This window comes from Salibacterium sp. K-3 (genome assembly GCF_054052005.1).
Genome location: NZ_JBSVZE010000001.1, coordinates 2,109,363 through 2,126,624 on the forward strand (window position 1 = coordinate 2,109,363; position 17,262 = coordinate 2,126,624).

General features: G+C 46.8%; 22 protein-coding genes. 4 read left to right on the forward strand and 18 right to left on the reverse strand.

What is annotated here, in order from left to right; genetic code table 11:
- From nusB to ACW9JV_RS10550, 14 genes are all read right to left on the reverse strand, one after another.
- Positions 1-396: a transcription antitermination factor NusB gene (nusB, locus tag ACW9JV_RS10485; RefSeq protein ID WP_457334006.1), complete on the reverse strand. Its 396-nt coding sequence runs from the start codon at positions 394-396 to the stop codon at positions 1-3.
- Between the two features lie 32 nt (positions 397-428).
- Positions 429-824: an Asp23/Gls24 family envelope stress response protein gene (locus ACW9JV_RS10490; RefSeq protein ID WP_457334711.1), complete on the reverse strand. Its 396-nt coding sequence runs from the start codon at positions 822-824 to the stop codon at positions 429-431.
- Between the two features lie 46 nt (positions 825-870).
- Positions 871-1,257, reverse strand: a complete 387-nt coding sequence (locus ACW9JV_RS10495) for a hypothetical protein (protein ID WP_457334008.1) — start codon at positions 1,255-1,257, stop codon at positions 871-873.
- A 160-nt stretch (positions 1,258-1,417) separates the two neighbouring features.
- Entirely contained in the window at positions 1,418-2,029 is a 612-nt protein-coding gene (locus ACW9JV_RS10500; RefSeq protein WP_457334010.1) for a SpoIIIAH-like family protein, read from the reverse strand.
- Between the two features lie 2 nt (positions 2,030-2,031).
- Entirely contained in the window at positions 2,032-2,682 is a 651-nt protein-coding gene (gene spoIIIAG, locus ACW9JV_RS10505) for a stage III sporulation protein AG (RefSeq protein WP_457334012.1), read from the reverse strand.
- On the reverse strand, positions 2,672-3,307 hold the full coding sequence (spoIIIAF, locus tag ACW9JV_RS10510; RefSeq protein ID WP_457334014.1) for a stage III sporulation protein AF: 636 nt from the start codon (positions 3,305-3,307) through the stop codon (positions 2,672-2,674). Before spoIIIAF ends, spoIIIAG begins: the two co-directional genes overlap by 11 nt.
- A gap of 4 nt (positions 3,308-3,311) precedes the next feature.
- Complete coding sequence (gene spoIIIAE, locus ACW9JV_RS10515) at positions 3,312-4,517, reverse strand: stage III sporulation protein AE (RefSeq protein ID WP_457334016.1); 1,206 nt, start codon at positions 4,515-4,517, stop codon at positions 3,312-3,314.
- Positions 4,518-4,521: 4 nt separating this feature from the next.
- The gene (spoIIIAD, locus tag ACW9JV_RS10520) at positions 4,522-4,917 is read right to left on the reverse strand and encodes a stage III sporulation protein AD (protein WP_457334713.1); all 396 of its coding nucleotides are present in this window, start codon (positions 4,915-4,917) and stop codon (positions 4,522-4,524) included.
- A 12-nt stretch (positions 4,918-4,929) separates the two neighbouring features.
- On the reverse strand, positions 4,930-5,136 hold the full coding sequence (gene spoIIIAC, locus ACW9JV_RS10525) for a stage III sporulation protein AC (RefSeq protein WP_026700262.1): 207 nt from the start codon (positions 5,134-5,136) through the stop codon (positions 4,930-4,932).
- A gap of 34 nt (positions 5,137-5,170) precedes the next feature.
- Positions 5,171-5,683: a stage III sporulation protein SpoIIIAB gene (spoIIIAB, locus tag ACW9JV_RS10530; protein WP_457334019.1), complete on the reverse strand. Its 513-nt coding sequence runs from the start codon at positions 5,681-5,683 to the stop codon at positions 5,171-5,173.
- A gap of 18 nt (positions 5,684-5,701) precedes the next feature.
- Positions 5,702-6,601 carry a stage III sporulation protein AA gene (gene spoIIIAA, locus ACW9JV_RS10535; protein WP_457334021.1) on the reverse strand — a complete coding sequence of 300 codons (900 nt, stop codon included), beginning with the start codon at positions 6,599-6,601 and terminating at the stop codon, positions 5,702-5,704.
- A 124-nt stretch (positions 6,602-6,725) separates the two neighbouring features.
- A complete protein-coding gene (efp, locus tag ACW9JV_RS10540; protein ID WP_457334023.1) occupies positions 6,726-7,283 on the reverse strand; it encodes an elongation factor P in 558 nt (185 codons plus the stop codon).
- 73 nt (positions 7,284-7,356) lie between these two features.
- On the reverse strand, positions 7,357-8,424 hold the full coding sequence (locus ACW9JV_RS10545) for a M24 family metallopeptidase (protein ID WP_457334025.1): 1,068 nt from the start codon (positions 8,422-8,424) through the stop codon (positions 7,357-7,359).
- Positions 8,425-8,492: 68 nt separating this feature from the next.
- Positions 8,493-8,951 carry a YqhR family membrane protein gene (locus tag ACW9JV_RS10550; protein WP_457334027.1) on the reverse strand — a complete coding sequence of 153 codons (459 nt, stop codon included), beginning with the start codon at positions 8,949-8,951 and terminating at the stop codon, positions 8,493-8,495.
- Positions 8,952-9,226: 275 nt separating this feature from the next.
- Here ACW9JV_RS10550 and ACW9JV_RS10555 point away from each other — a divergent pair, with 275 nt between their 5' ends.
- Positions 9,227-9,616 carry an SA1362 family protein gene (locus ACW9JV_RS10555; protein WP_457334029.1) on the forward strand — a complete coding sequence of 130 codons (390 nt, stop codon included), beginning with the start codon at positions 9,227-9,229 and terminating at the stop codon, positions 9,614-9,616.
- A gap of 111 nt (positions 9,617-9,727) precedes the next feature.
- Positions 9,728-10,486 (forward strand): hypothetical protein, encoded by a 759-nt coding sequence (locus ACW9JV_RS10560; RefSeq protein WP_457334031.1) that lies wholly within the window; start codon positions 9,728-9,730, stop codon positions 10,484-10,486.
- Positions 10,487-10,493: 7 nt separating this feature from the next.
- On the opposite strand, the gene ACW9JV_RS10565 is transcribed toward ACW9JV_RS10560, so the two are convergent.
- From ACW9JV_RS10565 to ACW9JV_RS10575, 3 genes are all read right to left on the reverse strand, one after another.
- The gene (locus ACW9JV_RS10565; protein ID WP_457334033.1) at positions 10,494-11,396 is read right to left on the reverse strand and encodes a patatin-like phospholipase family protein; all 903 of its coding nucleotides are present in this window, start codon (positions 11,394-11,396) and stop codon (positions 10,494-10,496) included.
- 138 nt (positions 11,397-11,534) lie between these two features.
- Positions 11,535-11,954 (reverse strand): transcriptional regulator MntR, encoded by a 420-nt coding sequence (gene mntR / locus ACW9JV_RS10570; RefSeq protein ID WP_457334035.1) that lies wholly within the window; start codon positions 11,952-11,954, stop codon positions 11,535-11,537.
- Positions 11,955-12,134: 180 nt separating this feature from the next.
- Complete coding sequence (locus ACW9JV_RS10575; RefSeq protein ID WP_457334037.1) at positions 12,135-14,702, reverse strand: vitamin B12-dependent ribonucleotide reductase; 2,568 nt, start codon at positions 14,700-14,702, stop codon at positions 12,135-12,137.
- Between the two features lie 262 nt (positions 14,703-14,964).
- Here ACW9JV_RS10575 and dat point away from each other — a divergent pair, with 262 nt between their 5' ends.
- Positions 14,965-15,801 carry a D-amino-acid transaminase gene (gene dat / locus ACW9JV_RS10580; RefSeq protein WP_457334039.1) on the forward strand — a complete coding sequence of 279 codons (837 nt, stop codon included), beginning with the start codon at positions 14,965-14,967 and terminating at the stop codon, positions 15,799-15,801.
- Between the two features lie 47 nt (positions 15,802-15,848).
- On the opposite strand, the gene ACW9JV_RS10585 is transcribed toward dat, so the two are convergent.
- Positions 15,849-16,685: a lipoate--protein ligase family protein gene (locus ACW9JV_RS10585; protein ID WP_457334041.1), complete on the reverse strand. Its 837-nt coding sequence runs from the start codon at positions 16,683-16,685 to the stop codon at positions 15,849-15,851.
- 167 nt (positions 16,686-16,852) lie between these two features.
- Between ACW9JV_RS10585 and ACW9JV_RS10590 the strand changes: the two genes are divergently transcribed.
- Positions 16,853-17,236, forward strand: coding sequence for a rhodanese-like domain-containing protein (locus tag ACW9JV_RS10590; RefSeq protein WP_457334043.1), 384 nt, complete (start codon positions 16,853-16,855; stop codon positions 17,234-17,236).
- Positions 17,237-17,262: the final 26 nt, after the last annotated feature.

The window sequence follows — 17,262 nt, forward strand, 5'->3', positions numbered from 1 at the left end:
TCATCGTTCATAACTTTGCAGAATACTGGAGAGTACTCCGTTGACAAATTTACCGGATTCTTCTCCTCCAAAAGCTTTTGCGATTTCCACCGCTTCATTGACACTGACATGCAGGGGGATTTCTTCCATATGCATCATCTCGTGAACAGCTTCACGGAGCACCGCCCTGTCCACATTTCCCACCCTTTCCAGCGTCCAGTGTTCCAGGTGATTCCGGACAGCTTCATCAATGGATTCCCCATGTTTCAACGTACCCTGAACAGCTTCCAGAAGAAAATCATCCGCTGTTTCATCATCTTCAAGGGTGTTTTCCAATGCTTCCTCCCACTGCGTCTGGGTGAGATCTATTTGATATAATATCTGCACTGCCCGCAGTCTTGCTAAACGTCGATTCATTGCTTTTACTCCTTCTTTTCATCCGTGCCCTTTCAGACCTGCTGCGTTTCTTCCTGTATTTCCAGTTGAATGCCGAGCACATGTACGTTGATCGCTTCAACGGTAATGGAAGTCATTGTCTCGAGAGCCTGTTGAATATTGGTCTGCACTTCTGCTGCCACTTCCGGAACAGACACTCCGTATTGCAGCTGCAGTGAAACATCGAGGTTCACTCCGTCTTCCAGCAGTTCCACCTTGACACCTTTACCGTGATTTTTTCTGCCGAACCGTTCGGCTACACCAGCCGCAAAGTTCCCCCTGAGCGCATACACGCCATCCACTTCCGAGGCTGCCAGACCGGCAATCACTTCAATGACCTCAGGGGATATCTCAATACTCCCCAGTTCGTTTTTTTCCTCTTCAAGATCGATCATCCGGTATTCACTCACGCCTTTCACCTCCAGGGCTGTTTCAGCTGAACCGTTTACCGCTTTATTACTCCTGATCTTCTTCACTTTCTTCTGATGTCTCCTCCGCGTCTCCGGATTCTTCGTTCTTCTGAATATAATCAAATTTGTACTGTCGAAATACCGGAAACTCCGAAAGATTATCCGGAATTTTCCCGTCTTCAAGCAGAATGATCTTTACAATATTTTTATTACGGGCCATATGATACTTATCCCCGTATTCATTTTCTTTTGTGAACTTCTTCAAGTTCTCGTAATCATCTTCCTGAATGGAAACCGTGTAGGTGTTGTCTCCCTCTCCGTATTCATGTTCGAATCCCACTTCAAATTCAACGATCTGTATTTGATCATTCTTCATGTTTCTTGTCTGTTCCAGCACCGCCTTGGCACCTTCGGTTAAGTCCGCCCATTCCATGAACAATCTCTCCTCATTTCCTTTACTGATCATACATTGCTGTATCCTGTTAAATTATATCATGCCGACGCCTTTTTTTCATTATATCCTCCAGCATGCTTCGCAAAAAAGAAAAACCTGTATCCACCCAATAAGGTATGGAAATACAGGTTTTCAACAATTAGTTCTGACCTGCCGCGCGGTGGCCGATCACCACCTCCTGTTCACCCAGCTGTTCATAAGCGAGCCGGTTCAATGCTGCTGCATCCGTTTCCGATAAGGTTTCTGCCGCAACAATGATCCGGGTGTTTTCTTCGTTGGGAATCACAACTGCCTCTTCATACCCTTCCGCCTCAATCAAATTCTCCAGTGTGCTTTCACGGTGCTGCTGTTCTTCCAATGCTTCCCTTTTTTCATAAGCTTCACTCTTCTCCGCAGCTGAAAAGTCTTCTGAAGCAATCGTTTCTGTATATTCTTCCCGAAGACGGCTTCTTGATTCATCTCTTTCCATCCGGAATTCACTGAAAAGGTTGTCCGTCGTTTCTTCCGGCGCTGCTGCCTCCTGGTCCGGGTTTTCACCTTCTGCAGGGTCAGTTTCTTCCACCGCCGTTTCCATTTCTTCATCCGAGAGCCACTCAGCCAGCTCTTCATCTTCCATTACCGATGCCGTTTCTTCCTGGTCTGTTGTGTCTTCTGTAGCTGTATCTTCCGGTGATGTTACATAATAAACGGCCAGCACAATAGTTAAACTGATCATTGTCATCAGCCAGACTGTCTGTTTTTTTAACACCATTCTCATTCCCCTTCCGTTTGATCTTTCGGTAACACGGACACTTTATGAGGAGCAATATCCAACACTCTGGTTACAGCTTCCACCACCCATTCTTTCACTTCCAGATCCTCTACACCGTCGGCAACCACAAGCACCCCCTTTGCTTTTGGTTTTTCTTTATAGAGAAGAAGCGGTGATTCTTCCCCGTCTTGTTGTACAATGACAAGCTGTTCTTCAGATGTCCCTTCTTCAAGAACACGCGTTCCCCCCTCCTGGTCTTCTTCATTTGTAGTCTGCTGCCGCAGGGTACGATCTTTTTCATATACATTTTTTTCTGTTCTCTGCAGCGTCAGCATAACTGTGACATTCTGAACGCCGGAAATGTTTCCCAGCATGGTTTGCAGTCTGTTCTGCATTTCTTTTTCTATCTCTTCTGTATTGGATGAAGGGGGGTTCTCCCGGCTTGTCTCTTCTGAATCCGGTGTCGGCCCCGGCAGTGATTCTGTTTCTTCTTCCCCGCCGGTAAACGCACCGGCAGCCATGAAAATAATACCCGCCAAAAGTAGAATGCCCAGATACAAAGGAACAGAAGTTTTGGAAGAAGACCTGTCCTCACCGCGTCCAAGCCACTCTTTCAGCTTTTTAATGGAGATATTATTTTTCTTATCCTCCACGATCCCCCTCCTCCACTATAGAAATGTCAATTCTCTCTTCCTGCATTTCCCACGTTTCAGCCAGATATGTGCGGATATCGTTCAAGCTGCCTTGTTTCTTCCCGGCATCATCTGTTTCATCACTGTCAACATGAATACGAACGGGCTCTATTCCACCGCTCTCCTGTTTTCTTTCTTCACTCTTATCACGAAGAACAACCCGAACGGACAACGGTCCTTCTGCACCGTTGTCTCCGGAAGTTTCTGTTGATACGCTTTCCACCTCCCATCCCCATTGTTCCTGAACGCCTTCTTCAACTTCTTCCAGCAGGCGTCTGGATACCTGTTGTGAAATATATGCATCTTGTCCGGATTCTATTTCGTTTTTCTGCTGATCAATTTCCGACTCCATCGAGCCAACCTGAAAAGCCTCCTTTCTCCATTCGTTCATCGTTTGTTTCACCTTTTGTTCTGCGTCAAGTGAGGTGATTTCAATAAGAGGTTCGATAATGAGAAGCATCAAAATAAACGACAGCACAAGTCTTGCATATTTCTGAAAGGAAGAAGAAGGGAGAAGAAGTTCAAGTAAAAAGGCAGCCAGCAGAAAAATAATCAGATGGCTCATCCATTCATGAAATATATCCATCCTCTCACCTCACCATTAAAGAAATATTCCCTGATACGATGATCAGTGTCAGCGCCAGAAAGAACATAAAGGAGACCGCTGCCAAAGCCGCAAACATTGATAAAAGAGTCTTCCCAAGAACCGATAGTGCTTCAAGCAGCGGCCCGTCCCCCAGCGGCTGTACAATTGCTGCTGTAAAATGAAAAATAAAACTGATCACCAGTATCTTAACGGCGGGAAACGCACAGATAAGAAAGAGAATCGACAGCCCGGCGAGGCCGACAGTGTTTTTCAAGAGAACGGAAGCGCCAAGGGCGGTATCTGCAGCGTCGGTAAACACCCGTCCGATCACCGGCACAAAGTTTCCTGCAATGAACTTCGCTGTCCGGACGGCAACACCGTCTGTCACCGCCGCTGTTGCCCCCTGAACGGAAATCACCCCGAGAAATACTGTGAAAAACAAAGCCAGAATACCCATCGCTGTCCTGCGAAGCAGATCAGCCAGTTTCGTCAACTTTATATGTTCATTCAGACTGCTGACAATGCTGATAACGGCAGAAAAAAACAGGAGCGGCAAAATTAGATTTTCAATAAGCAGACCGCTCGACTGCACCAGAAACACGACGAGCGGGTGAAACAAAGCTGAAGATGCGGCCGCCCCGCTTGAAGCCAGCAGTGCAAGCATTAACGGCAGCAGGGCGATCATAAAATGAACCATTCCTCCTACCGTTTCTTCCACATAATTCATGGCAAGATAAAAACTGTTTAAAGCAATAACAATAAACACGAGAAAAACAACGGCATAGGCCGCTTTGTTTACAACTTCTGTTTCAAATGCATTCTGCAGGGCTTTCAGCACAGCGCTGAATACGGCCAGAATGAGGAGGGTACCCATTAATTTTCCGTTTGCGGTCACTTCATGAAAAATATACTTCAGAAATGCACCTCCCCATTCTTTGGGGGCAAACTGTTTATCTCCAGTGAGAAAATCCTGCAGTGGTCCTTTTTGTGATTCCGGTAAATAGGCACCGTATTCATTATTGATATTTTCCCAATATTCCGTAATATCACCCAGGTTTACCTCTTCCATCTGGCTCTCTTTGATATCCTGTACCTCTTCTCTTCCTTCATCCATGTTCATATCGGCGGCGGATACAGCCGGCAGAAAAAAGGAGGCAGCTGCACATATCACACATACAAGGAGCGCAGCCCGGTACTTCATGTTTTTCATCTCCTTACACTCCACCCGGAAGCAGAGACATCACTGTTTCAACCAATACCTGAAAAATCGGAACGGCAAGCATGATAATCAGCATTTTGCCGGCCAGTTCTATTTTGGCAGCGATGGATTCCAGGTCGGCGTCGCGTGCCAGATGAGCGCCAAATTCAGCAAGGTAGGCAATGCCGATGATTTTTAATAATGTCTGGATATACATATGATTAATCCCGGCTTGTCCGGAAAGTGCAGCAATCAGCTCCACCGCCGACTGCAGCGGAACCGTAACGAAAAGGAAGATCATGCCGCCCGCTGCAAGTGCGATAGCTGAAGCAAGTGCAGGATTCTGTTCACGGACGATGATAATTAAAAATACGGCGATCAAACCGAAACCGACGACCTGTACGATTTCAATAGCCACCGCCTCCTATCCCTGAAACAAAAAAACACTTTTAATCTTCTGGAATAGTTCATCGATAATGGAAGCGACCATGTAAAGGACGACCACGAAGCCGATGAGGGTGACCCAGTGTGCCCAGTCTTCCTTTCCCATTTGTTTCAGTACCGTGTGGATCATTGCTACGATTATGCCGATACCGGCAATCTGAAAAATTGTATTTACGTCATAGGCCACTATTGTCCCTCCTTCCTGCAGCGAAAACCCACCGCTACATGAACATGACTATGATAAGGAGCCCGGCGAGAAATCCGAGCGATTTTGACATTTTTTCGTAACGTTTTTCATTTTCTTTTGCTTCCTGTTCTTCTTTTTCCAGGTGTATCATTGCAAGTCTTATTTGCTTTTGCTGCTGCGTCTTTTCAAATCTGCCGAGCGTGGTCCCGAACTGTTCCAGAATTTCTCTTTCACGGGAGGCAAGTGCCGTATAGGGCCAGACGCTTTCCAGACTTTTCGTCCACGCTTCATCGACATTCCGTTCCCCGCGTTTCAGGTAATCCGAAAAGTGAAGAAACAGAAAGGAAACAGGGGGCGGGAGCTGACTGCTCATTTTCCGGCTTGCTTCCGGCAGAGGACTCATGCCGTACATGATTTCTGCTTCAAAACTCTGCAGAGCCGTTCTTAACTGCCTTAGCTGCCGGGGACGTTCGGTCAGTTTTCTGGAAAATTCGAATCCCGCCCACGTACAAGCGGTTAAAATAAATGCTGCTCCAAGCCAGCTCATCCTGATCCTCCCTGCTTTTCATACGAATTGTTCCATTGTCGCTTTGACTTGTCCTTTTTTTCGTTCGATTTGAAGAATATGTTGGAACACAGAAGCTCGAAGAAGCTCAGCAAGGACCGGACGCTGCCGGAGTTCCTGAAATGAACCGGCATGCACGCTGCAGAAAACGGCAGCACCTGCATGTACAGCTTCCATGACAGCATCGGCATCCTCCTGCCTCCCGATTTCATCTACAATAATAATATCCGGACTCATGGAACGGATCATCATCATCATTCCCTCCGCTTTCGGACAGGCATCGAGCACGTCTGTCCGCTTTCCCACTGGAAAGGAGGGTACCCCGCGGTAACAGGCTGCAATCTCCGAGCGTTCATCCACAATCGCTACTTTTCTCGACGGAATCTGCCAATCCGGCATTCCATCGCTGGCAGATCTTGCCAGATCACGGAGAAACGTGGTTTTTCCCGCCTGGGGCGGACCAAATATCAACGTATGACTGCAGGGCACCTGTAGGAGCCGTTTTACATACGGCCTGGCGGCCCCCGGGTGATCCGCTGCCCGTCTGATATTGAAATAGCGGACATGCTTGATGGATTGAATTACACCATTTTCGTGTACCACCTGTCCGCCGATACCGACACGATGCCCCCCTCTGGTGGTAATATAACCCTGTTTCATTTCTTCCTGAAAAGCGTACAGGGAATATTCGCTCAGCTGATGTAATGTATATTCCATATCCTCCTCTCTCATGATATAGAACCGTCCATTGTCGTCCGTTAAAAACACGGTTTTTCCAGCGGAAGTCACTTCCACCGCCTGGTGAATCCTCAATCTTATTTCCTCGACGGCCCCTGTCTCCAGTGCAGAAATCAACGGTGAATGAAGATGAACCGGAAGAAGGGACAAAATTTGTTCCATTGGTTGTCCTCCAAAGCGTTTTGTACATTTTATTCAATGGAAAAACAGCTAGAACCGCTGAAGCAAACCCTTGAGGTGGTCCATATACAAAAAAAAAGCCTCCGGTGAGCCGGAGGCTTTGGGGTTAAGCTCTGGAGACATATTCACCTTTTCTCGTATCAATGACGAGTTTTTCTCCTTCGTTGACAAAAAAGGGCACCTGTACTTTGTATCCTGTTTCCAGAATGGCCGGTTTCGATCCGCCGGAAGCAGTGTCCCCTTTCACACCGGGCTCTGTCTCCGCCACTTCCAGTTCCACATTATTCGGCAGTTCGAGTCCGAGGGTCTCGGATCCGTAAGACATAATCTTTACTTCCATGTTTTCTTTAAGGAAGTTCTTTTCATATTCGATCTGGTCACTTGTCAATTCAATCTGGTCAAATGTCTCCATATCCATAAATGTATGAATGTCCCCACTGGAATACAGATACTGCATATTTCTGTTTTCGATATGGGCCCGGTTAATCTTTTCTCCGGCCCGGAATGTCTTTTCCTGTGTTGCTCCCGAGCGGAGACTGCGGAGCTTCGTTCTTACAAACGCCGCGCCTTTACCGGGTTTCACATGCTGAAAATCTACAACCTGCCAGATATCCCCTTCTACTTCTACAGTTAACCCTGTTTTTAAGTCATTTACTGAAACCATACCTATTTCCTCCATCTCTGCCAAATCAATTTTCTCTTTCACTATAACACATATACAGCGTGTTCACGATTTATTATCCCAGAATCATTAACTCTTTCGGAGACTTCGATAATATATCCGCACCGTTTTCCGTCAATACAATATCATCTTCGATCCGTGTACCGCCGGTATCAGGAATGTACACGCCGGGTTCAACAGTCACTACCATGCCGGGTTCCAGCACTTTATCGGATTTCGGTGAAAGTCTTGGTCCTTCATGTACTTCCATTCCGAGACCGTGACCAAGTCCGTGACCGAAATACTCTCCGAATCCGTGCTTTACAATATGATCTCTTGCAGTGGCATCCGCCTCAGCACCTGTCATCCCGGGTTTTATCTCTTCAACAGCTTTCAACTGTGCTTCATACACGACTTGATATATTTCCCGAAGTCTGCTGGGAGGCTCTCCTACCGCGACGGTTCGTGTAATATCGGAACAGTATCCCTGAAAATACGCCCCGAAATCAAGTGTCAGAAGTTCACCCTTCTGTATTTTTTTGTTCGAGGCAATACCGTGCGGCAGAGCGCTTCTCGACCCGGATGCGGCAATAATATCAAAGGAGGACGAAACGGCTCCCTGGCGCCGCATAAAAAATTCAAGTTCATTGCTCACATCGATTTCCCTGATACCAGGTTTTATGTAAGCGGCAATATGCTCAAATGCATCGTCGGCTATATCCACCGCCTGCTGCAGCACTTCAAGCTCGTCTTCATTCTTGATAAGCCTTATATTCTCCACCATGCCGCTCATCGGTTTAAGTTCCGCTGATGTATGTCGTTTCAATGCCTCATACGCAGCATAACTCACATGATCTTTTTCAAATACAAGCACGGAAGCCTGTTCTTTTTTCAGCAGCTCACCGGCCTTTTCGTAAACAGAAGAGGTTTGCCGGACTACGTCAAACGCAGGGCACTCTGATTCCGCCTGAGCTGTATACCGGAAATCCGTAATAAAATAAGCCTGCTCCCGCGTAATTAATACAGCACCTGCTGTCCCTGTAAATCCGGAAATATAGCGGCGGTTGGCGGGGCTGTCTATCATAACAGCATCAGCTTCCAGACCGTGGAGCTGCTCTCTTACGTTTTCCACTTTTTCGCTCATGATCTTCCCTCCAAGTCTTCTCCTTGTCCTGTCTGCCAGTGTATCACAAGGACCCTTTCTTGGATAGTTCAAGCCTTCCTTTGCTGCAGCTGGCTGTATTCATACGCTACCGAATAACCGATAAATACTCCGTACATTAAATAAAGACAAATCGTTGTCACTATGTTTGTCAAGCTCATCGATGTGACGGGCTCTTTTCCTGGAAAGACAGGGTGCAGGAAATAAAAAACAACCACCCACAGCATCACTCCAAAAGCTGCTCCCATCCAGATCGATTCCCATTTCTGAAATAGAAAACGATAGACAAATGCTGTTACGACCGAAAGTAGTGCGATAAATACAATGCCTGCCAGATGACCAAGATATGTTTCTTTCCATTCCGGCAGTGCCCAGGGAAGAACCGCCATTGCCGGCCCCCACTCTGTGAAATTCAGCAGATACGCCGCATAACCAATGATACTCCAAAACAACCCGCCGAAAAATCCAATGCCTGCAACTTTCTGATTATACATCCATTCCTCGTTCACTACGCCACCTCCTGTTTCCTAGTATGAAATGAGATGTCCGGTTTCATACCGGGAGGAGGCAGTGAAAGCTGAATTTCATGTGTAATTTTTTTAAAAAAGGGAATGGATAAACTATCAATGGATTTTTTCAACATGCTTCCGCTATAGAGGAAAACGATTAAATCGTGTAAAATAGAAGTAATAAGAAGCGTCTCGTCATTCCGGCCGATCCATAATGTCTACGCAGAGAAACGGCGTAGTTCTGCAGAGGGTTTACCATTATTGGAGGTGATCTTATGTCCCGGCTGCCAGGCAACCCGATCCTTCTCGTTGTTTTCGGCCTTGCCGTCCTCGGTCTCGGCTATCAGCTTGTCACAAATCCGATCGGAGTTCTCACCTATATCCTGGTCGGTACGGCAGTCGCCGTCGGTTTATATTTTTTATTTACGAGAGTCATCATGAAGCGGGTTTCGTTGAATCAATACCAGAAAGCCGCCGGACCGAAAGCTTCCAGCGGCAGACCTGTATCTTCGGACAAAAAGTATCAGAAAGCCGCCAGACAGCAGGCCAAAAATAAAACCGGGCCGAAGCGCCCGCCCAGGACAGGTGCGAAACGAAAAAATGACCATAACTTAACTGTCATTGAAGGTAGGAAAAACCGGAAAAAAAATCGGGCTCTCTTTTAACCTGAGCCTGGTTTTTTGTTTATACGACGACAGCCCTTCAGCAGCTGCCTGAAACCGATACGGCTCACCGGGTTCAAGAAAGGGGAGAGATCTATGGGGTGGTCCGGGGAGATGTTTCAAGTTTTTACAAATGAGTGGATTTTTGTCATGATGGCAGCCCTTTTATACTGGACAGTGGACAAACCGGCGGGAGGAAAACTTCTCATTGTTTTAGCACTCAGCATATATTTTCATGGTCTGGTCAAACATATGTTTCTGCCGTTGCCGGACGGCGAAAACGGTGGTTTTACCTTTCCTTCGAAAGAGGTCCAGCTTGCTGTGTCCTTTTGGGGATACCTCATCCCTGAAATGTCGGATAGACGTTTCACTCTGTTTTCATTTGGAATCATACTTTTCACCGTCATGATGACCGTTTTGTATACGCCCCATACCTATGAGGACATCTTAATGGGAGGACTGCTCGGCATGTTTATCGTTTATGCCGTATACCGGTCTATGGACTGGATCAACAGCATGCCGGAACCTTACCTGTTTTCCTTTTCCCTCGTCCTTCCCTCTTCTTTTCTGCTCCTTTTTCCGGATGGAGCCCCATATGCCGGACTCCTGCTCGGTTCGGGAGCCGGATACAGTGTTGAAAGACTGAAATGCAGGATGGTGGTCACGAGTGTCATGTACAAAAAAATCGCTGTAATCGTGATCGGATCTGCAGGCCTTTTTTTAATTGCATCTGCTCAGGTACTGCTCCCTTCTGCCTCTGTCTTACTCTTTTTGCATGCCGCAGGCGCAGGGTTATGGATCACGCTTATTCTCCCCGCGATTTCCGTGCGCCTTGGGTTAAATCAACAGTCCAGAACGTTTCACACGTTTTGATAACCATCTAATCAACTGTCTGGAAGTGATGACGCAAAAACTTCTTTGTTTCTGACTTACCGATTTGAATCAGTTCTTTTTTCTGAAGAATATCAAGATCAAACTGCGTGCTTTTCACGTTCTCCACTGGTAAAAATACAATGTTTTTGGCCTGATGTTTGGATATATAACGAAGATCATGTGCTTTTCTCATCGTTGAAAACAACGATTGATACAGGCGGAGGGCATTCTTGATTTTCGGGGAAGGCATTTCTTCCTGCATGGAAGGAGACAACTGAAAACCGATAACCGGTCTGCGGCATTCCCCGGTCTGTTCATTCTTGAACAACCAAAGCGGGAAGTTACTCAAAATTCCTCCGTCCACGATGATGTGGACGTCTTTTTTCTTTGTGCGCCATTTTACGGGCTGAAAAATATAGGGAAGCGTGCAGCTCATTTTTACTGCCAGGGCTACCGGAAACCGGTCTGGATCCACCCCGTATTTGGGAAGATCATCCGGCAGAAGCAGAAGCCGGCCTTCCGTCAGGTCGGAAGCGATAATTTTAAGTGAACCCGCAGGCAGATCCTTAAACGTATAAATTCGTTTTGCGGCAAGCAGTTTATAAATCCATTTTTCAAGTTTATCACCTTTATATAGACCCATTCTCCAATATACCGAAATCCAGGAAAGCCATGGAAATCGTTCGTTGACAAAGGTTTCTTCTACGATCGTAGAGCTTTCGAGCGGCATAAAGATGGAACGCAGTTCTTTAGATGTATAACCCGCCTGAATCAAGGCCGCCATCAGTGCACCAGCACTCGTACCGGCCGTACGTTCGAAAGAAAGTCCCTTTTTTTCAATCTCCTGCAGCGCCCCTATAAATGCAAAAGCTTTTACTCCGCCACCTGCGAACACACCGTCTATATTCATGTGTTTCACCCTTAATGTTCATACTTATGATGCTATCGTATGGGCGCCGGACCGGAATTGTGAAAAGCCGGCGGAGAAGCGTTCTGTCTGAATGAAACGTTAAGCCAAGAAATTAAAAAAACCCGGCATCTGCCGGGATCAGGATTCATTTTTCCGTTGTATTTCCTTGAGGTTGTGCACTCTTTTATCGTCTTCCTGAAAATACTGCACCACATCGCCGATCCGGTCGATCGCTTCCCAGCTCAAATGATGCTCAATCCCTTCGACATCATTGTAAATGAAGGAATCATCCACACCGATCAAGTGAAGGAAATCTTCCAGCAGTTCATGCCGGTACACGAGTCGTTTCCCGACTTTTTTTCCTTTCGCTGTCAATACCAGTCCTCTGTATTTTTCATAAACGAGATATTCTTTCTTATCCAGTTTCTGGACCATTTTGGTCACAGAAGAAGGATGCACTTCCAACGCTTCGGCAATATCTGATACTCTGGCATACCCTTTTTCTTCCATCAATTGATAAATACGTTCCAGATAATCTTCCATACTCGGTGTAGGCATGAATGTTCCTCCAATACGTCCAGGCACATTTATACGAATCAAAAATGTTTTCTTTTTCAGTATACAGGAACGAAGCACGATCGACAAAGGCCGGCTGTTTTTCGTCAGGATTTTCAGCTGTTCTTCATGAAAAGGAGCCGGCCCATTTTTCGGGACAGCTCCGTGTACCTTTTAAATCCTTTAAAGACCACACTTCAATTGGGCGCCACAGTTGGTGCAGGTATTGCAGCCGCCGATTTCCTCTACAGTGCCTTCCCGGCAGACCGGGCAGGTATCTCCGATTTCGTTGCCGTAATTCACGGTGGTGGCCCGGACATCCTTGATGGTATCAACAAGCACTACTTTCGGATCATCGCCGTTGCTGTTTTCAGCCGTTGATTCCGCATCGTTTTCAGGAGCATTTTCTTCGGCGGTCAGGGTAAGAACCTGTGCGTCCCGGCTTCCGTCCACATATACGGTACCGCCTTTGGCTCCCCCTTTATAAAGCCTTTCATATACTTTCTGGACCTGTTCGACGGAGTAACCACGCGGGGCGTTCACTGTTTTGGACAGGGAACTGTCCACCCATTTCTGTATGACACACTGCACATCGGCATGGGCTTCCGGCGAGAGATCCATCGCCGAAATGAAAAAGTCCGGCAGATGATCCGGATCAGCTTCCGGATGGCGGTCAAGATATTCCTGTACGATATCGGCATTTACCTCAATAAATTTACCGAGACGGCCGCTGCGGTAATATTTAAAGGAAAAATACGGTTCCAAACCTGTGCTTACCCCCACCATGGTGCCGGTACTTCCTGTCGGGGCAACGGTAAGAAGATGGGAATTCCGGATGCCGTAGGCAAGAACCCCGTCTTTAATATCCTGCGGCATGTTCTTCATATAGCCGGTTTCAACAAAGGCCTGGCGCAGGTTTTGTGTTTCTTCTTCTGTGGTTCCTGTAAGAAAAGGGAAGCTCCCTTTTTCTTTAGCAAGTTCAATGCTTGTCCGGTAGGCCGTAACCGCAATCGTCCTGAAAACATCGTCAACAAGCTGATTGCCTTCCCCGGAACCATATTCGGTTTCGGCGTAGATCAAGAGATCATGCAGTCCCATTACACCAAGCCCGATACGGCGTTCGCCTTTTGCCTGTTTTGTATTTTCTTCAAGAAAATATGGCGTCGCATCTATGACATTGTCCTGCATCCGGACCCCGGTTTCCACCGTCTTACGGAGTTTATCAAAATCAACCGTGTTCTTTTCTTTATCTGCCATTTCGGCAAGATTCACCGCTGCCAGATTGCAGACCGAATAAGGAGCCAGCGGCTGCTCGCCGCAAGGATTTGTGGCAACCACTTTCTGGCCGTAACTTTGTGCATTTGTCAGTTCATTTGCGTTATCTATAAAGAAAATGCCCGGTTCCGCCGAATACGTGGCGCAGATATTGATCAATTTCCACAATTCTTTCGCCTTTATCGTCCGGTACGTGCGGATGCCAAACCCTTTTGCTTCCCATTCGCGGACATCCCCGGATTCCTGCCATTCTTCATTGTACCGCTTCATCTCGTCTTCCGTGTAGTTTTCCACGTCCGGAAAACGAAGGGTGTAATCTTCATCGTTTTCGACGGCTTTCATGAATTCATCCGTCAGGCAGACCGAGATGTTGGCGCCGGTCAGAAATTCCGGAGAGTTCACACTGTACGTGCCTCCGGTGCGGAGCTTTTCTTCCGCTTCCTGGATGACCTTCGTGTCAAATCCACCTTGTCCCGGGATTTCCTTGTAATTCAACACACCCTGATAAAGGGTTTCCTCTATCGGGGTCAGCAGGGTGAACTTCAGTTTTTCCTGAACAAGGGCACGGATTTGTTCGTCTTCGGAATGCTCAAGGAGAAAACGTAATATGCGTGGATTCTGCATTTTGGATATGATAAACTCCAGCACATCCGGGTGCCAGTCCGCCAGCATAATCATTTGGGCGCCGCGCCGGGAACCGCCCTGTTCGACAAGATGAGTGAGCTTGGCGATATCATCCAGCCAGGAGACCGACCCGGACGACTTGCCGTTCACTCCTCTGGCCAGTGTATTCCGCGGACGCAGGGTGGATCCGTTTGTGCCTACCCCGCCGCCGCGGCTCATAATTTCCATGACCTGTTTGCGGTGCTCTGATATCCCTTCCCGTGAATCTTCAATAAAAGGCATCACATAGCAGTTAAAATAGGTGACATCTGTACCGGCACCGGCTCCGTAAAGTACACGTCCCGCCGGCACAAAGTTCATATGCACCAGTTCCTCATAAAATGAGTCAAACGATTCCTTCTGTTTTTCCGGGGTCGGCTCAACATCCGACAGCCCTTCAGCATTTCGTTTAGCAATCTGTTCATAATATATTTCGAGCGGTTTTTCAATAACGTCCAGAGTACGGGTGATTCTGCCGGTCTCGGCTTCGCTGCCGTCGAGAACCTGGCGGAAACTTTCGTCTACAAGCACTTCCGCTTTACCGGTGCTCCAGTCCAGTTCCGTAATAAATCCGTAACCGCGGGCCGGAAATTTTGGATCCGGCTTCACCGTCAGTACGACAAAATCTCCTTCGGCCAGTGTTCGTTTTTCCGTATCCTTGAATGTATAACGGTCCAGCATCACCAGGCGTGATACACCGGATTTGGTGACATGCATATCTTCGGTGACGGGATAAACCTGCGGAAAATGGGAGATATCCTCATTTAATTTCTGCCGGTTTATCGTCATCGTCTCCTGCATGGTTGTACTCATTATTGTTCCTCCCATTTCTTATATGGTATGTATAAGTTTATCATAAATTCCGACATATACTCAATATATTGTGCTTCTTATTTTTAAAACTATACTATATATTGAAAATAATCATATTACAGCAAATCCTGTCAATGTTCACCTATGATTGTCCGGAAGAAGGAAATAATCGTTTTTCGTGTTTGACATTCCTTATTCTCTATGCCTGTTCCATTTATGTTACAGTTGATGGGGAAAACAACTGTTACAGGAGGACACAGCGATGAAATATGTGTGGATACATGATCAACTAATACCGGAGGACCAGGGAAGCATCGACCTGAAAGACCGCGGTTATTATTTTGGCGACGGTATTTATGAAGTCATACGGCTTTACGACGGATCACCTTTTTTGTGGGAAGAACATTTCGACCGTTTTTCCAGAAGCGCGGACAAACTTGATATCCCTCTGCCAAAACCGCTGCAAGGCATAAAAGACGATATGTTGTCTCTGATCCAGGCCAATCACATGCAAAACGGTATCATATACATTCAGATGACCAGAGGGGTTGAAGACAGAAATCATCTTTACTCCAGAGATCTGACACCTGTCCTTACCGCGTTCACCAGAGAAGACAAAGTTCCCTCATCCCTGCAGGCAGAGGGAATCAATGTATGGGCTGCCGAAGACATCCGCTGGCTCCGCTGCGATATCAAAACCATTAACCTGCTCGGGAATGTTATGACGAAACGACGTGCCGAAGACAATGGGTGTCATGAAGCCCTTCTCCACCGTGGAAGTACCGTAACAGAAGGTTCCTCTACGAATATTTATATGGTCCGGGATGGGATCATTTACACGCACCCGGCGGACAACTATATTCTCGAGGGAATTACGAGGCAGTTTATTAAAAGGATCTGCCGCGAACTCGGTATCTCTTTTCAGGAAACGCCTTTCAGCCTGGAAGACATTCACAAGGCAGATGAACTGTTTATTTCCAGTACAAGCCATGAAATCGTACCAGTTAACAAGGTGACAGGAACGATCGAAAAAACACTGCCATCCCGCTCGCTAACAGACAGGCTTCAAAACGCTTTTCAAGAGTGGAAACATGTATAAAGGCACAGCACCTCAAAAACCGGCTCCGAATGAAGCCGGTTTTTGACTCAGCGCCTGTAATTCCACGCCTCTGTGTCATATTTTTCTTCCGCCAATTTACGTACGGCCGCATCTTCTTCCGTACTTAATATATAAGGTTTCCAGTTGACGTTCAAACCTTCGGCAAATCCTTCATGGAAGGCTTTAGAAACGCTTTCCATCGTAATCGGTGCATCCGTCAATTCGTTGATGGCAGCCGCTTTCTTTTTAAATCCTTTCTGCATTCGCTCTCTTACCCGTTCGCTTGGATATTGAAACAGATCAAACAGTTTGTCTTCATCCAGATCGAGAAGAATGGATCCGTGCTGCAGGATCACACCTTTCTGTCTCGTCTGGGCGCTCCCGGCGATTTTGCGGCCTTCCACCACCAGTTCATACCAGGAAGGAGCATCAAAGCAGACCGCTGACCGGGGGTGTTTCAATGCTTCTTCTTCTTCCTTCGTGCGTGGGATAGAAAAATCGGCACTCAGACCAAGATTCCGGAATCCTTCCAGAATTCCTTCCGAAATCACGCGGTATGCCTCTGTTACGGTTGCCGGCATTTCCGGATGGTCTTCCGATACAATAACGCTGTAGGTCAGTTCTTTATCATGCAGCACACCGCGTCCACCGGTCGGGCGTCTCACAAAACCAAGACCGTGCTGCTGTACCGCCTCCAGATTAATATCTTTATGTACTTTCTGAAAATAGCCGATGGACAAAGTGGCTGGATTCCATCCATAAAAGCGTACCACCGGTGGAATGTTTCCTTCACTGTGCCACTGCAGAAGCATTTCATCCATCGCCATATTATAGGCGGGGGGACAGCTGCCGGAATCTATGAAATACCATGTTTCTTTATTCATGTTCTACCCCGCTTCCTGATAAAATTTTCGATTCATGCAGAATTAGTGTAACAAACCAACTGGCGCGGCAAAAGATTTCCGCTTGAAAAATAATTAAACTTTGCTAACAAGCCCAATCCTTATTATAATACACCTTGTAGTCTTGTACACGTAAAGGAGGGGTGGGAATGACTTTAACATGGATATTATGGGGAATTCTGCTCGCTGTCCTGATTGTACTTCTGTACCGGCGTTTTAAGAAACCGGGATTTTTAACAGAATTAACACAGGAGGAGTTTATCCAAGGATACCGGAAAGCACAACTGATTGATGTACGGGAACCCAAGGAATATAACGGAGGCCATATTCTGGGAGCCCGCAATATTCCATTATCTCAGCTGAAACAACGTATAAACGAAATCAGGGAGGACCAGCCTGTCTATTTATACTGCCAGTCCGGTGCAAGAAGCCGGCAGGCCGCCCGGATTGTTCAGAAAAAAGCAGGCAACAATGATGTTTATCAATTGAAAAAGGGCTTCAAAAAATGGACGGGAAAAATTAAAAAGAAGTAAGACAGTTATCCAAAAACACTCAAGGA